This window comes from Stenotrophomonas sp. 85239_Sma (genome assembly GCF_056481725.1).
Map to the genome: position 1 here is coordinate 4,298,640 of NZ_CM151163.1, position 13,934 is coordinate 4,312,573.

The window sequence follows — 13,934 nt, forward strand, 5'->3', positions numbered from 1 at the left end:
GGGATTACTTCCCGCGCAGCTTCTGGAAGCCGGTCACTGCCGCCAACACGATGGCACCGGCGATGATGCCGACCACCATGTTGCCCACCGCATTGACCAGCCAGCCCCATTGGCCATCGCCGCCCAGCGCCTGCACCGCGTGGTGCAGCGCCGGCACGTTGTGCACAAGGATGCCGCCGCCGACCAGGAACATGGCGATGGTGCCGGCCACCGACAGGAACTTCATCAGCCACGGCGCCGAGGCCACCAGGCCGCGGCCAAAGGCGGCCACAGCCCCACCCTTGCGCGAGAGATACAGGCCGGCGTCATCAAGCTTCACGATGCCCGCAACCAGCCCATAGACGAAGACCGTCATCGCCAGTGCAACCACGGCCAGCGTGACCACCTGGTTGGTAAACGGCGCGGTGGCGACCACGCCCAGGGTCAGCACGATGATCTCGGCCGAGAGGATGAAGTCGGTGCGGATCGCGCCCTTCACCTTGTCCTTCTCCCACGCCACCATATCCACCTCGGCATCAGCCAGCGCCTTGCGCCGCTCGGCCTGATGCTCGGCGTCATCCTCGGCCGAGTGCAGGAAGCGATGCGCCAGCTTCTCCACGCCTTCAAAGCACAGGAAGGCGCCACCGATCATCATCAATGGCACGATCAGCGGCACATTCCAGCCGCGGCTGTGCAGCCACGCCTCCAAGGCGCTGATCGCCAGGGCGGCCGGCACCAGGATCACCTTGTTCACCAGCGAGCCCTTGGCCACCGCCCATACCACCGGCAGCTCGCGGTTGGCATTGACCCCGGTGACCTGCTGCGCGTTCAGCGCCAGGTCGTCGCCCAGCACGCCGGCGGTTTTCTTCGCCGCGACCTTGGTCAGCACCGAGACGTCGTCGAGCAGGGAGGCGATATCGTCGAGCAGGGCAAACAGGCTGGCACCGGCCATGGGAAGTCCAGAGAGGGAATGAGCGGATTCTGACCGATCCGGCGTGGACTGCGGAAGATATCGGGTTCACCACGTGACGACCCCGCCCCGGCCAGACTGGGGCGTGATCCCGTTCCGCCGGGCATGGCCCGGCGCTACCGGCCGTCGTCTGCAAGGAGTTCCGCTTGAGCAATCCGCCCACCGCCAATGGCAATCCTCCGCTGGTCAAAGGCATGAACCGGCGCAGCCAGATCCTGCGCCTGCTGATGCGCTACCGCCATTCGGGCGTGTTCTCGGGCATGAACCTGGACGCCGCCAGCCACCAGGCCGACGTACCCGCCGACGGCAACCCGGAGCAGTTCGTCAGCGACCTGGAAGCCCTGGGCCCGACCTTCGTCAAACTGGGCCAGATGCTGTCCACCCGCCCGGACATGGTGCCGGTGGAGTTCGCTACAGCGCTGGAGCGCATGCAGGAGAAAGTGGCCGAGATTCCGGTCGAGCGCATCCACGCCATCGTCGAGCAGGAACTGGGCGCGCCGGTGAACAAGCTGTTCGCCGCATTCGATCCTGAGCCGCTGGGCTGCGCCTCGATCGCGCAGGTGCATCGCGCGGTGCTGCACGATGGCCGCCAGGTGGCGGTGAAGGTGCAGAAGCCCGAGGTCGCCGCGCAGCTGCGTTCGGACCTGGAGGCACTGCGCAGCTTCGCGCTGGCCGCCGACCACCTGACCCAGGTAGGCCGCCGCGTGCGCCTGCGCGACTGGCTCAACGAGTTCGCCAAGACCCTGATGCAGGAGCTGGACTACCACGCCGAGGCCGAGAACCTAGCCCGCTTCGGCCGCCATCTCAAGCCGTTCCGCCGCCTGTGGATTCCGCAGCCGCTGTGGGATTTCAGCAGCCAACGCGTGCTGACCATGGAACTGGCCACCGGCGTGCGCGTGGATGCGATTCCCGATGTGCGCCGTACCGAGCAGTCGATGGACCCGCTGGCGGCGGCGCTGATCCGCGGCTACCTGGACCAGATCTTCGTGCATGGCGAGATCCATGCCGACCCGCACCCCGGCAACCTGCGGGTGATGCCCGATGGCCGGCTGGCCATCTTCGACCTGGGCATGGTCGCGCACATGCCGCCGCGCCTGCGCGAGCGGCTGCTGAAGATCCTGTTCGCTGCCGTCGATGGCCGCGGCGAAGAAGTGGCCGACGACCTGATCAGCATCAGCACGCGGCTGGAGGCCTTCGACGAAGAGCGCTACCTGCGTGAGACCGGCCAGCTGATCGCGCGCTACGCCGCCAGCGGCAGTTTCTCCGAAGGCCGCGTGGTGCTGGACATGGTGCGCATCGCCACCGCCTGCGGCCTGCGCACGCCGCCGGAACTGAGCCTGCTGGGCAAGGCCCTGCTCAACCTGGAAACCGTCTGCCGGCTGCTGGCGCCAGAACTGGACACGCGCCGCATCGTCGAGCGCCAGCTGCAGCATGTGATGCGTGCGCGCCTGAAGAAATCGCTGTCGGCAGCCAACATCGCCAGCGAGGCGATGGAGCTGCAGCAGCTGCTGCGCGATGGGCCGCGCAAGCTGTCGGACATCATGGCGCTGCTGGCCGAGAACCGCCTGCAGATGAAGGTGACCGGGCTGGAAGAGTCGCGATTGATGGAGAACCTGCAGAAGATCGCCAACCGCGTGGCGGCCGGCATCATCAGCGCGGCATTGATCATGGCCGCTGCGATGATGATGAAGATCGACACCGGCTGGCACCTGTTTGGCTACCCGCTCATCGCCCTGATCCTGTTGTTCATTGGCGTGGTGCTCGGCCTGGGTATCGTGACCAGTGCATTGCTGTTCGACCGTCGCGCGCGGGCACGCGAAGAGCGCGGTCATCGCTAATGCATCGAACAAAACGCCCGTATTCATGCGGTTTTTAATGCAATCCAACGAAGCCTTTCACGCTCGTTTTACCTTCTGAGCGCGATTGCGCGCTCGTCATTCCAACAAACATTTCAGTCAGGTTCGTGCATGCACTATCGGGTCATCGGCCTGTCATGTGCATGTGCTTGTGGCAGCGCCGGTCGGATGGACACGCGTCGGTACGACGTCCATCACCACCACCCCGTCACTGCCGAAGCTGCCTATGCTCTGGATACTGCTGCTGTCGTTGTTGCTGTTGTGCTGGTTGTTCCTCGCGTCCGGCAGGTGGGTGTGGTGGAAGGCCGGTGCGTTCTCGCTGCTGCTGCTCATGCTCAGCACGTGGTGGTTGATCGACAAGCTGTCCGGTGATGGGCTCAATGCCGCCACCCTGTACCACCTGGGCGCCGACATGGAAGGCGCCGGGGTTTCCGATTTCAAGGGCTACATCGCCGGCTTCATCGTGCTGGCGCTGGTCTCGCTGCTGCCGCTGTTCGCCACACGGGTGAAGCGCTGGCGCCGGCCCGGCCACGGCGGCGCCTGGTTCGCCGGCTTCGCTGCAGTATGGGTGGCCACGATCATCATCAGCCCGCTGGCCCGCGACGGCCAACGCCTGTACCAGCAATTGCGCCCCGTCGACTTCGCACGCATCGCCCCCGAGTACCAGGTGCCCACGCAGCCGCTGCAGCGCCCGCGCAACATCGTCTGGATCTACGGCGAAAGCCTGGAACGCACCTACCTGGATGAAAGCGTGTTCCCGGGCCTGATGCCCAACCTCAATCGCCTCGCCAACCAGTCGCTGGACGTGCGTGGGCTGGGCTCGGCCGAGGGCAGCGGCTGGACCATCGCCGGCCTGGTGTCGTCAATGTGCGGCGTGCCGCTGACCACCTCGCAGGGCGACGAGAACAGCATGGATCGCATGGGCAGCTTCCTGCCCAAGGCCGTGTGCCTGGGCGACTACCTGAAGCAGCAGGGCTACACCAACCATTACCTGGGTGGCGCCAACGGCCAGTTCGCCGGCAAGGGCCAGTTCCTGGCCAGCCACGGCTTCGACGAAGTGCATGACCTGGCGTGGTTCAAGCAGCAGAAGAAGATCGGCCGCATCCACTACTCGGCCTGGGGCGTGCACGACGACGTGCTGCTGGACACTGCCTACCAGCGCTTCGAACAGCTCTCGCGTGCAGGCTCACCGTTCATGCTGACCACGCTGACCATGGACACCCACCATCCAGCGGGCCACCTGCCGGTGTCGTGCAAGGGCGAGCGCTACCAGAGCCAGTACGGCAACATCAGCATGCTCAACGCGCTCAAGTGCAGCGACCGGCTGATCTCGCAGCTTGTGCAGCGCATCCAGGCCAGCCCGTACGGCAAGGACACGCTGATCGTGATCGCCTCTGACCACCTGGCGATGCCCAACGATCTGACCCACATCCTGACCCGGCAGAAGCGCGAGAACCTGCTGCTGTTCCTGGGCGATGGCATTGCCCCGCAGCAGCTCAGCGCCGACGCCGGCACTACCCTGGATTCGGGTGCGACCCTGCTCAGCCTGCTGGACCCGAACCTGAAGACGATGGGCTTTGGCCGTTCGCTGATCGACAGCCAGCGCGCGCCGAGCGCGAGCGCAGCCACCCAGCGCGATGGCGGTCGTGACTATCCGCAATACCTCGCCTTCGCGCGGTCGCTGTGGCTGGGCGAACCGACCCGAGAACTGAAGATCGATGGCGATGACCAGGTGGTGGTCGGCCTGCAGCACGTGCAGCCGCCGGTACTGCTGGAGTACGACAAGGACTGGGGGTTGAAGTCGGTGTACCTGGAGAACACCTCGCGCCAGTTCGATGATGCCAACCCGGACAACACCCTGGCCTACGTCGACCGCTGCACCGCATTCGAGGATGGCTCGGCCGACGGCGACTGGTGCGCCCTGCTGGTCAACCGCGACAACGGCATCAAGCTGTACCGCGACAACGACCTGCGCGGCGGCATTGCGGTGGACGCACCGCTGGATGCGTTCCAGGGCCCGCGCCCGAGCGTGCGCCAGGCGCACATGATCACCCAGAAGGGCCGCCGCACCCGTGCCGGCCAGTACATGCTGCAGCTGGTGGCAAGCACGCGCCCGGATCGTGGTTTCTGGATCGAGGCGGTGTCCTCGCAGCGCAAGGTGGTGCTGGCTCAGCAGTGGGTGCAGCCCGATGCCAACGGCAAGATCAACGTGTCGTTCGGGCTGGACCACGAAGTGGATGATCTGGAGATCCGCGCGTGGTTGAACCACGCCGAGAAGCTGGCGGTGGACACGTTCGCACTGGTGCCGTCGCGCAGCCGACCGCAGGGGTAGGGTTTTGCAGGGCTGCGCCCTGCAACCGCCGAAGCAACGGCCGAAGCAACAGCAACGGCAACAGCGGGCATTCCGTGGGATGGCGGGGTGGGTCCGGTTGCGGGAGACGCCGTAAACCCATCCATGGGGGCTTGGCCGCGGCATCCATGCCGCGGACACTCCCGCAACCGGACCCACCCCGCCTTCGACAGTTTTCCACGATCTGTCGGAAATACTATTGGGGTCAGATCCGTTTTCCGGAGGAAAACGGATCTGACCCCAGATTGATTTCGCTATCTGACAGACGTGTCGACCAAGGTCGGCACCTACCGACAGCCGCAGGAATCTGTCAGAGGTGGGGCGGTGTGGGTTGGCAGGACCGTTGGCGCCATGGATGGCGCCATCGAGCCCCCATGGACGGGTTTACGGCGTGTCCTGACAACCCACACCGCCCCGCCAAACCACGGAATGCTCGCTGTTGCCGTTGCCGTTGCTTTTGCTGTTGCTCCGGCTCGTAGCGGGTGCAGGGCGCAGCCCTGCAGAGAAACCCCTACTCCTGCGGATCGCGGGTGATGTGGATGTCGGTCGGGGTCGACAGCGGGATGTTCCGCTCCGCCAGGATCTTCAACAGGCTGAAGTACAGATCGCTGCGGGTTCCGTACACCTGCCGCGGGCTGGCCACGTACGCGAAACTGTTGATGGTGATCTGCCCGCCGGCAATGCTGTCGATGTAGACCGTTGGCGCCGGCTGCTGCAGCACGTTGGTGTGCGCGGTGTACGCATCCAGCAGCGCCTGGCGCAGGTTGCCGACATCGGTGCTGGGCGGTACCGCGAACTGGATCTGGATGCGGCCCTGGTTGTTGCCCATCGTCATGTTGCGGATGGTCTTGGTGATCAGCTCGGAGTTGGGCACGATCAGGGTCGACTTGTCGCCGACCTGGATCTCGGTCGAACGCACGTTGATGCGGCGGATGTCGCCTTCCTGGTCACCCAGCTTCACCCAGTCGCCGATCTTCACCGGACGCTCGGCCAGCAGGATCAGGCCCGATACGAAGTTCTGGATGATCGCCTGCAGGCCGAAACCGATACCCACTGACAACGCGCTGACCAGCAGCGCAAGGTTCTTCAGGTTCAGGCCCATCGCGGTCAGCGCCCACAACCCCACCAGGATGATGCCGACGTAGCCGGCAATCGTGCTGATCGAATTGCGGGCGCCGAGATCCAGCTCGGTCTTGGGCAGATAGGTGTCGGTCAGCCAGCGCTGCAACAGCTGGGTCAGCCCCATGCCCACCAGCAGCACCAGCACGCCGGTGACGATACGGCCGGGCTGTAGCGTCAGGTCCTTGTTGATCTCGATGCCGTTGGCCAGCGAGGCGACGCGTTCGACGATCGTGCCGACGTTGCCGAACGGTGCGGCCAGGGCCAGCAGCGCGACCAGCACCACCAGCGTACGCAACATCGCAGACAGCAGAACACCCGCCTGCTCCAGCCTCGACACGCTCAGGCCAGTGCTGAGCAGGATGGTCTGGCCGACCTTGCTGTCCGCGTTTAGCAGCCACGTGCTGAAGTCATCGACGAACTTGAACAACAGCATCGCGGCCATCACCACAATGCTGCCGCCGATCAGCTGCTGGTTCACGAACTTGGCGAAATTCACGTAGCCCAGCAGGGTGGCGATGATCGCAGCCACCACCGCGATGTTGCCCGCCACGCGCGCCAGCACCAGCCAGCTGCTGCGCCGCACCGGCGTGCTCGCCGTCAGCCCGTCGGCCTGTGCCTCCAGCTTGGCCTCGGCCTCGGCGGTCTGCCGTCGGTGCAGGCGCGCCAGCGTCACCAGCATCGCCATGATCAGACCCAGGTAGGTCAGCGCGATCACTCCGTCCAGCGCCACGGTGGTCACATCGCTGGTGCGCGTGGCCTGATCGAGGGCGACCAGCACCGTACTCAACCAGGCCAGCGCTGCGGCGCCCCACGCATATTTGCGCAGCTTCAGCGCGGCGGTGTCATCCAGGTTCAACAACCGCCACGACGGGCGATTGGGCACCAGCAGGCAGGCGCTGAGCGCGGCGATGAACGCAGCGGCGAAGGTCGCCTGCTGCACGCCGTCGGCCACGTTCTGCAGGCGCGGGGCGATCGCATCGACGGCGTTGAGCGAGGCAATGAACACCACCACCGCATAGCCCGGCAGCAGCGTGCCCACCAGCAGCAGCCACATGGCCAGGCCGGAACGGCGCAGGCGACCGTCCGGCGCGCGCTCGGACTCCGCAAAGCGCCGGCCCAGCCTGCGCAGCCACAGCCGCAGCGGGAACATCATCACCAGCGCGGCCACCAGGCCCAGCAACGGTGTGCCCCAGCCATTGGCCCGGACGCCAGCGACAAACGTATCGCGCCCCTGCTCGGCCAACGGCGCGACGCGTGCGATATCGATCGGCAGGCGTTCGGCAACCTTGCTCCACAGTGCCGGAGACAACGGCGAGGCGACCTTCTTCCCCATGTCTTCGGCGCGTTGCGCAGTGCGCTGCTGGTCGATGTCGGCTGCCAGCTGCTGGGCACGCACGGCACTGGTCTTGGCCTGCGCTACGGACGCGGCCAGGCCGTCGCGCTGCTTGTTGATGGTGCGCCGTTGTGCCGCCAGTTCGGGCGGCTCGGTGGTGCCCTCGGCAGGCGTGCCCAGCTGCGCCAGCTGTTCGTTGAGTCGATCCAGCTGCGGCTGCAGCGCCTTTTCCAGCGCCTCGGCATCGCGCCGTGCCTGCGAGGCATTCTCGGACAGCATCGCCAGCGTCTCGATGGCGGCCGCATCACCCCGCTTGCGGTCGACCTCCTTCAGCTTCGCATCGATATCCGCCAGCTGCTGCTTGGGCGTGGGGTCCTCATCCTGTGCCAGCACCGGCGCGGACAGCAGGAAGACGCTGCACAGCAGCAGGACCAGCCAAGGGCCCCGTGCACGGATCGATTGCAGGAAAGAAGACACGCCAGCCACACCGGTTCGCGCGGACCACCGCGCCTGCGCGCGACTATACGGCAGAGGCGGTCAAGGGCGGATGGGCGGCCCCGGCAGCGTCGCGCATCAGTACTTCAGGCGCAGCTCTTCCACGGCCGGCTGCTGCAGCGCGTACCAGTCCTGGAACTCTTCCTCGGTGATCTCATCGGGCGCATACACCGCCACCGGGTGCCAGTCGTGGTCGGTCGGCAAGGGCTGGCGCGGGCCGGCACGCAGGCTGTAACTCACCCCTTCGTAGTCGACCAGGTCATCGACCTGCGGCCACTGTTCGCGCGCGAACGCGGATTCACTCTTCAACAGGATCACCTGGTACATCGGCACCTCCACCTCGGTTGGATCAGGAAAACACGGCGCTGGCAGCAGGATACCGCCACGCCGGTGACAACGGGCGCTCCGCCGGGGCGACGGAACGTTCTGGACACGGCCATCGCCCCGGCTTCACCCGCCCATGGCAAGGCCATCGGCATCGTGGAGGCCCACCCCTGCCACGACTGCCGATGACCGAGCACCCGCCGCTGAAGACCGTCACCGACCTCAAGCTGCCCCGCTACCTGGGCACCTGGTACGAGATCGCCCGCCTGCCGATGCGCCACGAGCCGGAGGGCTGCACCGACGTGTCGGCGCACTACACCCTGCTCGACAACGGCAACGTCGGCGTCACCAACCGCTGCCGAATGGACGGCGAGATCGAAGAGGCCAGTGGCGAGGCCTGCGCCATCGACAACGACAGCGCGCGCCTGGAAGTGAGCTTCCTGCCCAAGGGCCTGCGCTGGCTGCCGTTCGCCAAGGGCGACTACTGGGTGATCCAGATCGCCCCGGACTACAGTGTGTCGCTGGTCGGCAGCCCGGATCGCAAGTACCTGTGGCTGCTGGCGCGCGAGCCGCACCTGGACGCGACCGTGCAGGACCATTATCTAGCGGCGGCCCGCCTGCAGGGCTTCGATCTGTCCGAACTGATCCAGACCCCGCACACCGGCAATCCCACCGCCTGAGCAGCACACGGCCATGGACCTGAAGAGTGGCTACCCGTGGTGGGCGGTGCGCAACGGGCTGATCCACGCCTTCCCGCCGTTGCAGCAGGACCTGCGCTGCGACGTGCTGGTGGTGGGTGGCGGCATCACCGGTGCGCTGATCGCCGACGAGCTGTCCCACCATGGGCACGACGTGGCCGTGATCGAGCAGCGCGACATCGGCTGGGGCAGCACGGCCGCGAGCACCGCGCTGCTTCAGTATGAGATCGACACCCATCTGCTGGAACTGGCCCAGCGCTATGGCCACGATGCTGCCTCTCTGGCCTACCATGCCTGCGCCGAGGCGATCCCGGCATTGGGCGAAGTCGCGCGTGGGCTGAAGGATGTGGACTTCCGGCAGATGGACAGCCTGTACCTGGCAAGCCGCCACCGCGACGTGCCACGGCTGATGGCGGAGGGCGAAGCGCGGCGCAGCATCGGCCTGGATGCCCGCTGGCTGGGCCCGGAGGCGCTGCAGGAGCGCTTCGACGTGGATGCGGGCGGTGCCCTGCTCACCCGCCAGGCGGCGCGGGTCGATCCCTACTGCCTCACCTACGGCCTGCTCAAACGGGTTCGCCGCCGCGGCGGCCAGGTGCACGACCGCACAGTGCTGCACACGCTCACGCCCAGCCCCCGCGGCGTAACCGCACTTACCGAGGCCGGTACCACGATCCGCGCCCGCCATGTCGTGCTGGCGATGGGCTATGCAAACCAGACCTGGCTGCAGCAGCGGGTCGCACGCAACCGCAGCAGCTACGCCTTCATCACCGACCCGATCGATGCGGGCGTGCTGGGCCGCCTGCGCAACACGATGGTGTGGGAAAGCGCACGCCCCTACCTGTACCTGCGCGCCACCGGCGACCGTCGCCTGCTGGTGGGCGGGCTGGACGACGCCATCGATATCCCGGCCCGCCGCGACCGGCGCGTAGAGCGGAAGGCCGACAAGCTGATGAAGCAGCTGCTGCATTGGTTCCCGCGGCTGGACCCGGTGCCCGCCTTCTCCTGGGCCGGCACCTTCGCCGAAACCGCCGACGGCCTGCCGTTCTTCGGCCCCCACGCGCAGTGGGGCCCGCGGGTGCACTTCGCCATGGCCTACGGCGGCAACGGCATCACCTACTCGATGATCGGCGCCCAGCTGCTGCGGGCCCGGATCGAGCGGCGCAGGCATGCGCTGGAAGGGCTGTTCGGGTTCGGCCGGTTGTAGCGCGCGCCCCGGAATGGCCCGGCTCTACCCCAATCCGGCGCCGACAGGCATCATTCAAGCAACCCCTGCTAGCGTCGGCCTGTACCGCCGCGTGTTGCGCGGCCACCTGTCCGCTGGAGCGCCGTCATGATCCGCCCCCTGACCCTGCTGCTGTGCCTGGCCCTGCCGGGAACCGTGCTGGCCCAGTCTGCCGCTGGCGCCACTGCGCCGCAGGCCGCTGGCCTGGACCTGACGCTGCCGCAGGCGCCGATGCGCTACCTCAACGACCCGGCCCTGCAGCAGGACCCGCCCGGTACCTATTACGGTGACAAGAGCGGCCCGCGCGTGCACGACGACGCCAGGATCGCCGACGTGACCGACGACAAGGTCAAGGTGTCCGGCAGCTTCACCACCGGCATCGGCTATTCGAAGAACGGTGGCAACAGCCACTACAACGCGGCCACGCTGAACCTGAGCAAGAACTACACCACCGATGAAGGCAAGACCCACGGGGTCAACCTCAACATCCACGTGAGTGAAGGCAAGGGCCCGGGCTTCTTCGGCCCGTATGGCGGCTACTACGGCCGCGGCCCGGGCTGGGATTACCCGCCGCCGTACGGCTGGTAACGCCGCACGCGGGATACGGGCCGACCTGGATCGGCCACTACCGCTGCATGTGCCGGTGGGTGTCGAGCGCTGCGCTCTGTGCCGGCCAGCGGCCGGCACCTACCGGCACGCGAATCAATCCAGCCAGCCATCGCGTTCGCTGTGCAGGATACGGCCGTCATAACCGCTCAGGCGCACCTCCACCTTCTGGTTGCGGGCATTGCGGGCTTCCAGCGACCAGGTCGCACCATCGCGTTCCAGCGAATGGATCTCGCGCAGGCCATGCGCCTGCGCCCGTGCCAGCACCTGCTCGGTGGTCAACAGTGCGCGCTTGCTGTGCTCATCGAAGATCTCGCCGGTCTTCGGGTCCACGTAGACCTCACTGAAGCGGCCGTCGGCGCGGCTCACATCGGCTTCCCACAGGCCGTCATCGTGTTCGATCTCGTGGATCTGGGTGTAACCGGCCTTGCGCAGGGCCTGTTCGACCTGGGCCATGCCAAGCGGTGCGGCCTGTACGGCCGGCGCGATGGCCAGCAGGGCAACGGTGGCGAGGGTGAGCGACTTCAACATGGGGTTCTCCTGTTCGTGTTCGTGGCCGGACCATCCCGGCAACGCCACAATGCGCCCCGTGGTTAACAGCGCCTTAGCCGACACTGTTAGCCAGCTGTTAGTCACCAGCGGCACACTCACACCTGTTCCTACAGCCCTCCCTGCGCCCAGATGCTCTCCACCCTGCCCCTGCTGCTGGCCCTGGCCAACGCCCCGACCACCGCCGCGCCCGCACAGGATCCGGCGCAGCAGGTCGCGCGCCGCGCCGTGCAACAGGGCCACTACGTGCCATTGGAAAGCGTGGTGCGCGATGCCCTCAAGCGCTTCCCCGGCCAGCTGCTGGAAGTGGAGCTGGACGACGGCGTCTACGAAGTGGAGATCCTGCGCGGCGACGGCGTGGTGGTGGAGCTGGACTATGAGGCGCGCAGCGGAAAGCTGCTGAAGACGGAGCTCGACGACTGATGCGCATCCTGTTGGCCGAAGACGATGCCGCGCTGGCACAGCGCCTGCTGCCCCTGCTGGAACAGGCGGGTTACGTAGTGCACGTGGTTGCCGACGGTCGCGACGCCGAGGAGATCGGCCAGATCGAGGACCTGCAGGCGGCTATCGTCGATCTGGGCCTGCCCGGGCTGGACGGATTGAGCGTGATCGAGCGCTGGCGCGGCAATGGCCGCAGCTTTCCGGTGCTGGTGCTGACCGCACGCGGGCGCTGGCACGACAAGCTGGCCGGCTTCGATGCCGGTGCCGACGATTACCTCACCAAACCCTTCCAGGCCGACGAACTGGTGCTGCGCCTGCGCGCACTGATCCGCCGCAGCCATGGCCACGCCAGCCCGCGCCTGCACTGCGGCCCGCTGCAACTGGACGTCAACGCCGGCCGCTTCGAGCTGGATGGGCAGGCGCTGGCGCTGAGCCCGCAGGAGTTCCGCCTGCTCAGCTACTTCATCCACCACAGCGGCCAGGTCATCGGTCGCGATCGCTTGGGCGAACAGGTGTTCGACGGCGGCCATGACCCGGATTCCAACGCACTGGACGTGCTGCTCGGACGCGTGCGCCGCAAGCTCGGCACCGATCTGATCCAGACCGTGCGCGGCCAGGGCTGGCGGCTGACCGCACCATGAAACGGCAACCATCGCTGCGGCGGCGCCTGCTGCTGGCCGGCGGCGTCGGCCTGCTGCTGGTCTCGCTGCTGGCCAGCGCGCTGCTGGGCGAGCTGTTCAAGCGCAGCGCGCGTGACCGCCTCGACCACGAACTGCAGCAGGACATGCTGACCCTGCTGGCGCAGGCCGAAGTGGACGCGGACGGGCAGCTGCGCCTGCGCCAGGAGCCCAATGACGCACGCTTCCAGCGCGTGTTCTCCGGTGCCTACTGGCAGATCGCCGGTGCCGATGGGCACGTGCTGCTGCAGTCACGCTCGCTGTGGGATGAAACCCTGCCGGCCACGGCCGCCGGTCCGGCCACGCGCAATCTGGCCGGGCCGCTGCAGCAATCCCTGCGCGCGCGCGTGCAGCAGGTGCGCCTGCCGCGCGCCAGCGAACCGTTCGTGGCCGTGGTCGCCACCGACCGCAGCGCGCTGGACGCGGATGTCGCTGCATTCCGCAAGCGCACCGCCATCGCCCTGGGCGTACTGGTTGCGGCGTGGCTGGCGGTGCTGGCCAGCCAGGTGCACTTCGGCCTGCGCCCGCTGCATCGCCTCGGTGCGCAGCTGGAACGGGTACGGCGCGGCGACGCGCAGCGTATCGACACACAGGCGCTGGGTGCGGAAATCGCACCGCTGGGTGAGGAGCTCAACGCGCTGCTGGAGCACCAGCAACGCATGGTCGCGCGCGCGCGTACCAGCGCGCAGGATCTGGCGCATGCGCTGAAGACCCCACTGAGCGTATTGGCCACCGAGGCGGACGGCGACGGCACGCACTGGCGTGCCACCGTGCGCGAGCAGAGTGCGCGCATGCAGGCCAGCGTCGACCGTTACCTGGCCGCAGGGCTGGCCGCTGACCATCGCCAGCGAACCGATGTGGCGGTAGTCGCACAGGCAATGTGCCGGCTGATGGCACGCGTGCATGGTGAACGTGGCATTGCATTCACGGCCGCGGATATCGATCCGGCGTTGCAGTTCGCCGGCGCCAGTGCGGATCTGGAAGAGATGCTCGGCAACCTGCTGGACAACGCCGGGCGCTGGGCGAAACAGCAGGTCACTGTCGAAGCGGAAACCAGCGAAGCGCAGTTGCGCATCGAAGTGCGCGACGACGGCCCCGGGCTGGCTGCAGACGCGCTGGAACGGGTCACCCAGCGTGGCGTGCGGCTGGATGAGCGCGAGGGCAGCAGCGGCCTGGGCCTGGCGATCGTCGGGGATATCGCCGCCAGTTATGGCGGACGCGTGGCGCTGGAGAATGCGCAGCCGGGCCTGCGTGCGACGTTGTGGTTGCCGGTGGCGTGACGCACCGCTGCGCTCGCAGGGCATGGCCCGGC

Annotated in this window: 11 protein-coding genes and 1 pseudogene; 8 read left to right on the forward strand and 4 right to left on the reverse strand. The window is 67.2% G+C overall.

Going from position 1 to position 13,934, the window contains the following annotated elements; all coding sequences use genetic code 11:
• Positions 1–4 precede the first annotated feature (4 nt).
• Positions 5–931 carry a DUF808 domain-containing protein gene (locus ACYKG1_RS19985; RefSeq protein ID WP_100474273.1) on the reverse strand — a complete coding sequence of 309 codons (927 nt, stop codon included), beginning with the start codon at positions 929–931 and terminating at the stop codon, positions 5–7.
• Positions 932–1,140: 209 nt separating this feature from the next.
• On the opposite strand from ACYKG1_RS19985, the pseudogene ACYKG1_RS19990 reads away from it, so the two are divergent.
• Positions 1,141–2,787: pseudogene (locus ACYKG1_RS19990) on the forward strand (ABC1 kinase family protein); the annotation flags it as partial.
• A gap of 244 nt (positions 2,788–3,031) precedes the next feature.
• Positions 3,032–5,137: a phosphoglycerol transferase I gene (locus ACYKG1_RS19995; protein ID WP_478471182.1), complete on the forward strand. Its 2,106-nt coding sequence runs from the start codon at positions 3,032–3,034 to the stop codon at positions 5,135–5,137.
• A gap of 529 nt (positions 5,138–5,666) precedes the next feature.
• Here the strand turns inward: ACYKG1_RS19995 and ACYKG1_RS20000 are convergent.
• Complete coding sequence (locus tag ACYKG1_RS20000) at positions 5,667–8,096, reverse strand: DUF3772 domain-containing protein (protein WP_100474282.1); 2,430 nt, start codon at positions 8,094–8,096, stop codon at positions 5,667–5,669.
• Positions 8,097–8,183: 87 nt separating this feature from the next.
• Positions 8,184–8,432: a hypothetical protein gene (locus ACYKG1_RS20005; protein WP_005414723.1), complete on the reverse strand. Its 249-nt coding sequence runs from the start codon at positions 8,430–8,432 to the stop codon at positions 8,184–8,186.
• A 182-nt stretch (positions 8,433–8,614) separates the two neighbouring features.
• On the opposite strand from ACYKG1_RS20005, the gene ACYKG1_RS20010 reads away from it, so the two are divergent.
• The 3 genes from ACYKG1_RS20010 to ACYKG1_RS20020 all read left to right on the forward strand — a co-directional run bounded on the left by ACYKG1_RS20010 (position 8,615) and on the right by ACYKG1_RS20020 (position 10,937).
• Positions 8,615–9,109 (forward strand): lipocalin family protein, encoded by a 495-nt coding sequence (locus ACYKG1_RS20010; protein ID WP_478471183.1) that lies wholly within the window; start codon positions 8,615–8,617, stop codon positions 9,107–9,109.
• 13 nt (positions 9,110–9,122) lie between these two features.
• Positions 9,123–10,331: an NAD(P)/FAD-dependent oxidoreductase gene (locus ACYKG1_RS20015; protein ID WP_478471184.1), complete on the forward strand. Its 1,209-nt coding sequence runs from the start codon at positions 9,123–9,125 to the stop codon at positions 10,329–10,331.
• A gap of 126 nt (positions 10,332–10,457) precedes the next feature.
• Complete coding sequence (locus ACYKG1_RS20020) at positions 10,458–10,937, forward strand: hypothetical protein (protein ID WP_087923863.1); 480 nt, start codon at positions 10,458–10,460, stop codon at positions 10,935–10,937.
• A gap of 114 nt (positions 10,938–11,051) precedes the next feature.
• Here the strand turns inward: ACYKG1_RS20020 and ACYKG1_RS20025 are convergent, their stop codons facing one another.
• Entirely contained in the window at positions 11,052–11,486 is a 435-nt protein-coding gene (locus tag ACYKG1_RS20025; protein ID WP_100474294.1) for a PepSY domain-containing protein, read from the reverse strand.
• A 150-nt stretch (positions 11,487–11,636) separates the two neighbouring features.
• On the opposite strand from ACYKG1_RS20025, the gene ACYKG1_RS20030 reads away from it, so the two are divergent.
• Genes ACYKG1_RS20030 through ACYKG1_RS20040 form a run of 3 tightly spaced genes read left to right on the forward strand, consistent with a single transcriptional unit; the run spans position 11,637 to position 13,902 of the window.
• Positions 11,637–11,927 (forward strand): PepSY domain-containing protein, encoded by a 291-nt coding sequence (locus ACYKG1_RS20030; RefSeq protein ID WP_478471185.1) that lies wholly within the window; start codon positions 11,637–11,639, stop codon positions 11,925–11,927.
• The gene (locus ACYKG1_RS20035) at positions 11,927–12,586 is read left to right on the forward strand and encodes a response regulator transcription factor (protein WP_478471186.1); all 660 of its coding nucleotides are present in this window, start codon (positions 11,927–11,929) and stop codon (positions 12,584–12,586) included. The genes ACYKG1_RS20030 and ACYKG1_RS20035 overlap by 1 nt, the downstream gene beginning before the upstream one ends.
• A complete protein-coding gene (locus ACYKG1_RS20040; RefSeq protein WP_478471187.1) occupies positions 12,583–13,902 on the forward strand; it encodes a sensor histidine kinase in 1,320 nt (439 codons plus the stop codon). Before ACYKG1_RS20035 ends, ACYKG1_RS20040 begins: the two co-directional genes overlap by 4 nt.
• The last annotated feature ends 32 nt before the right edge of the window (positions 13,903–13,934 follow it).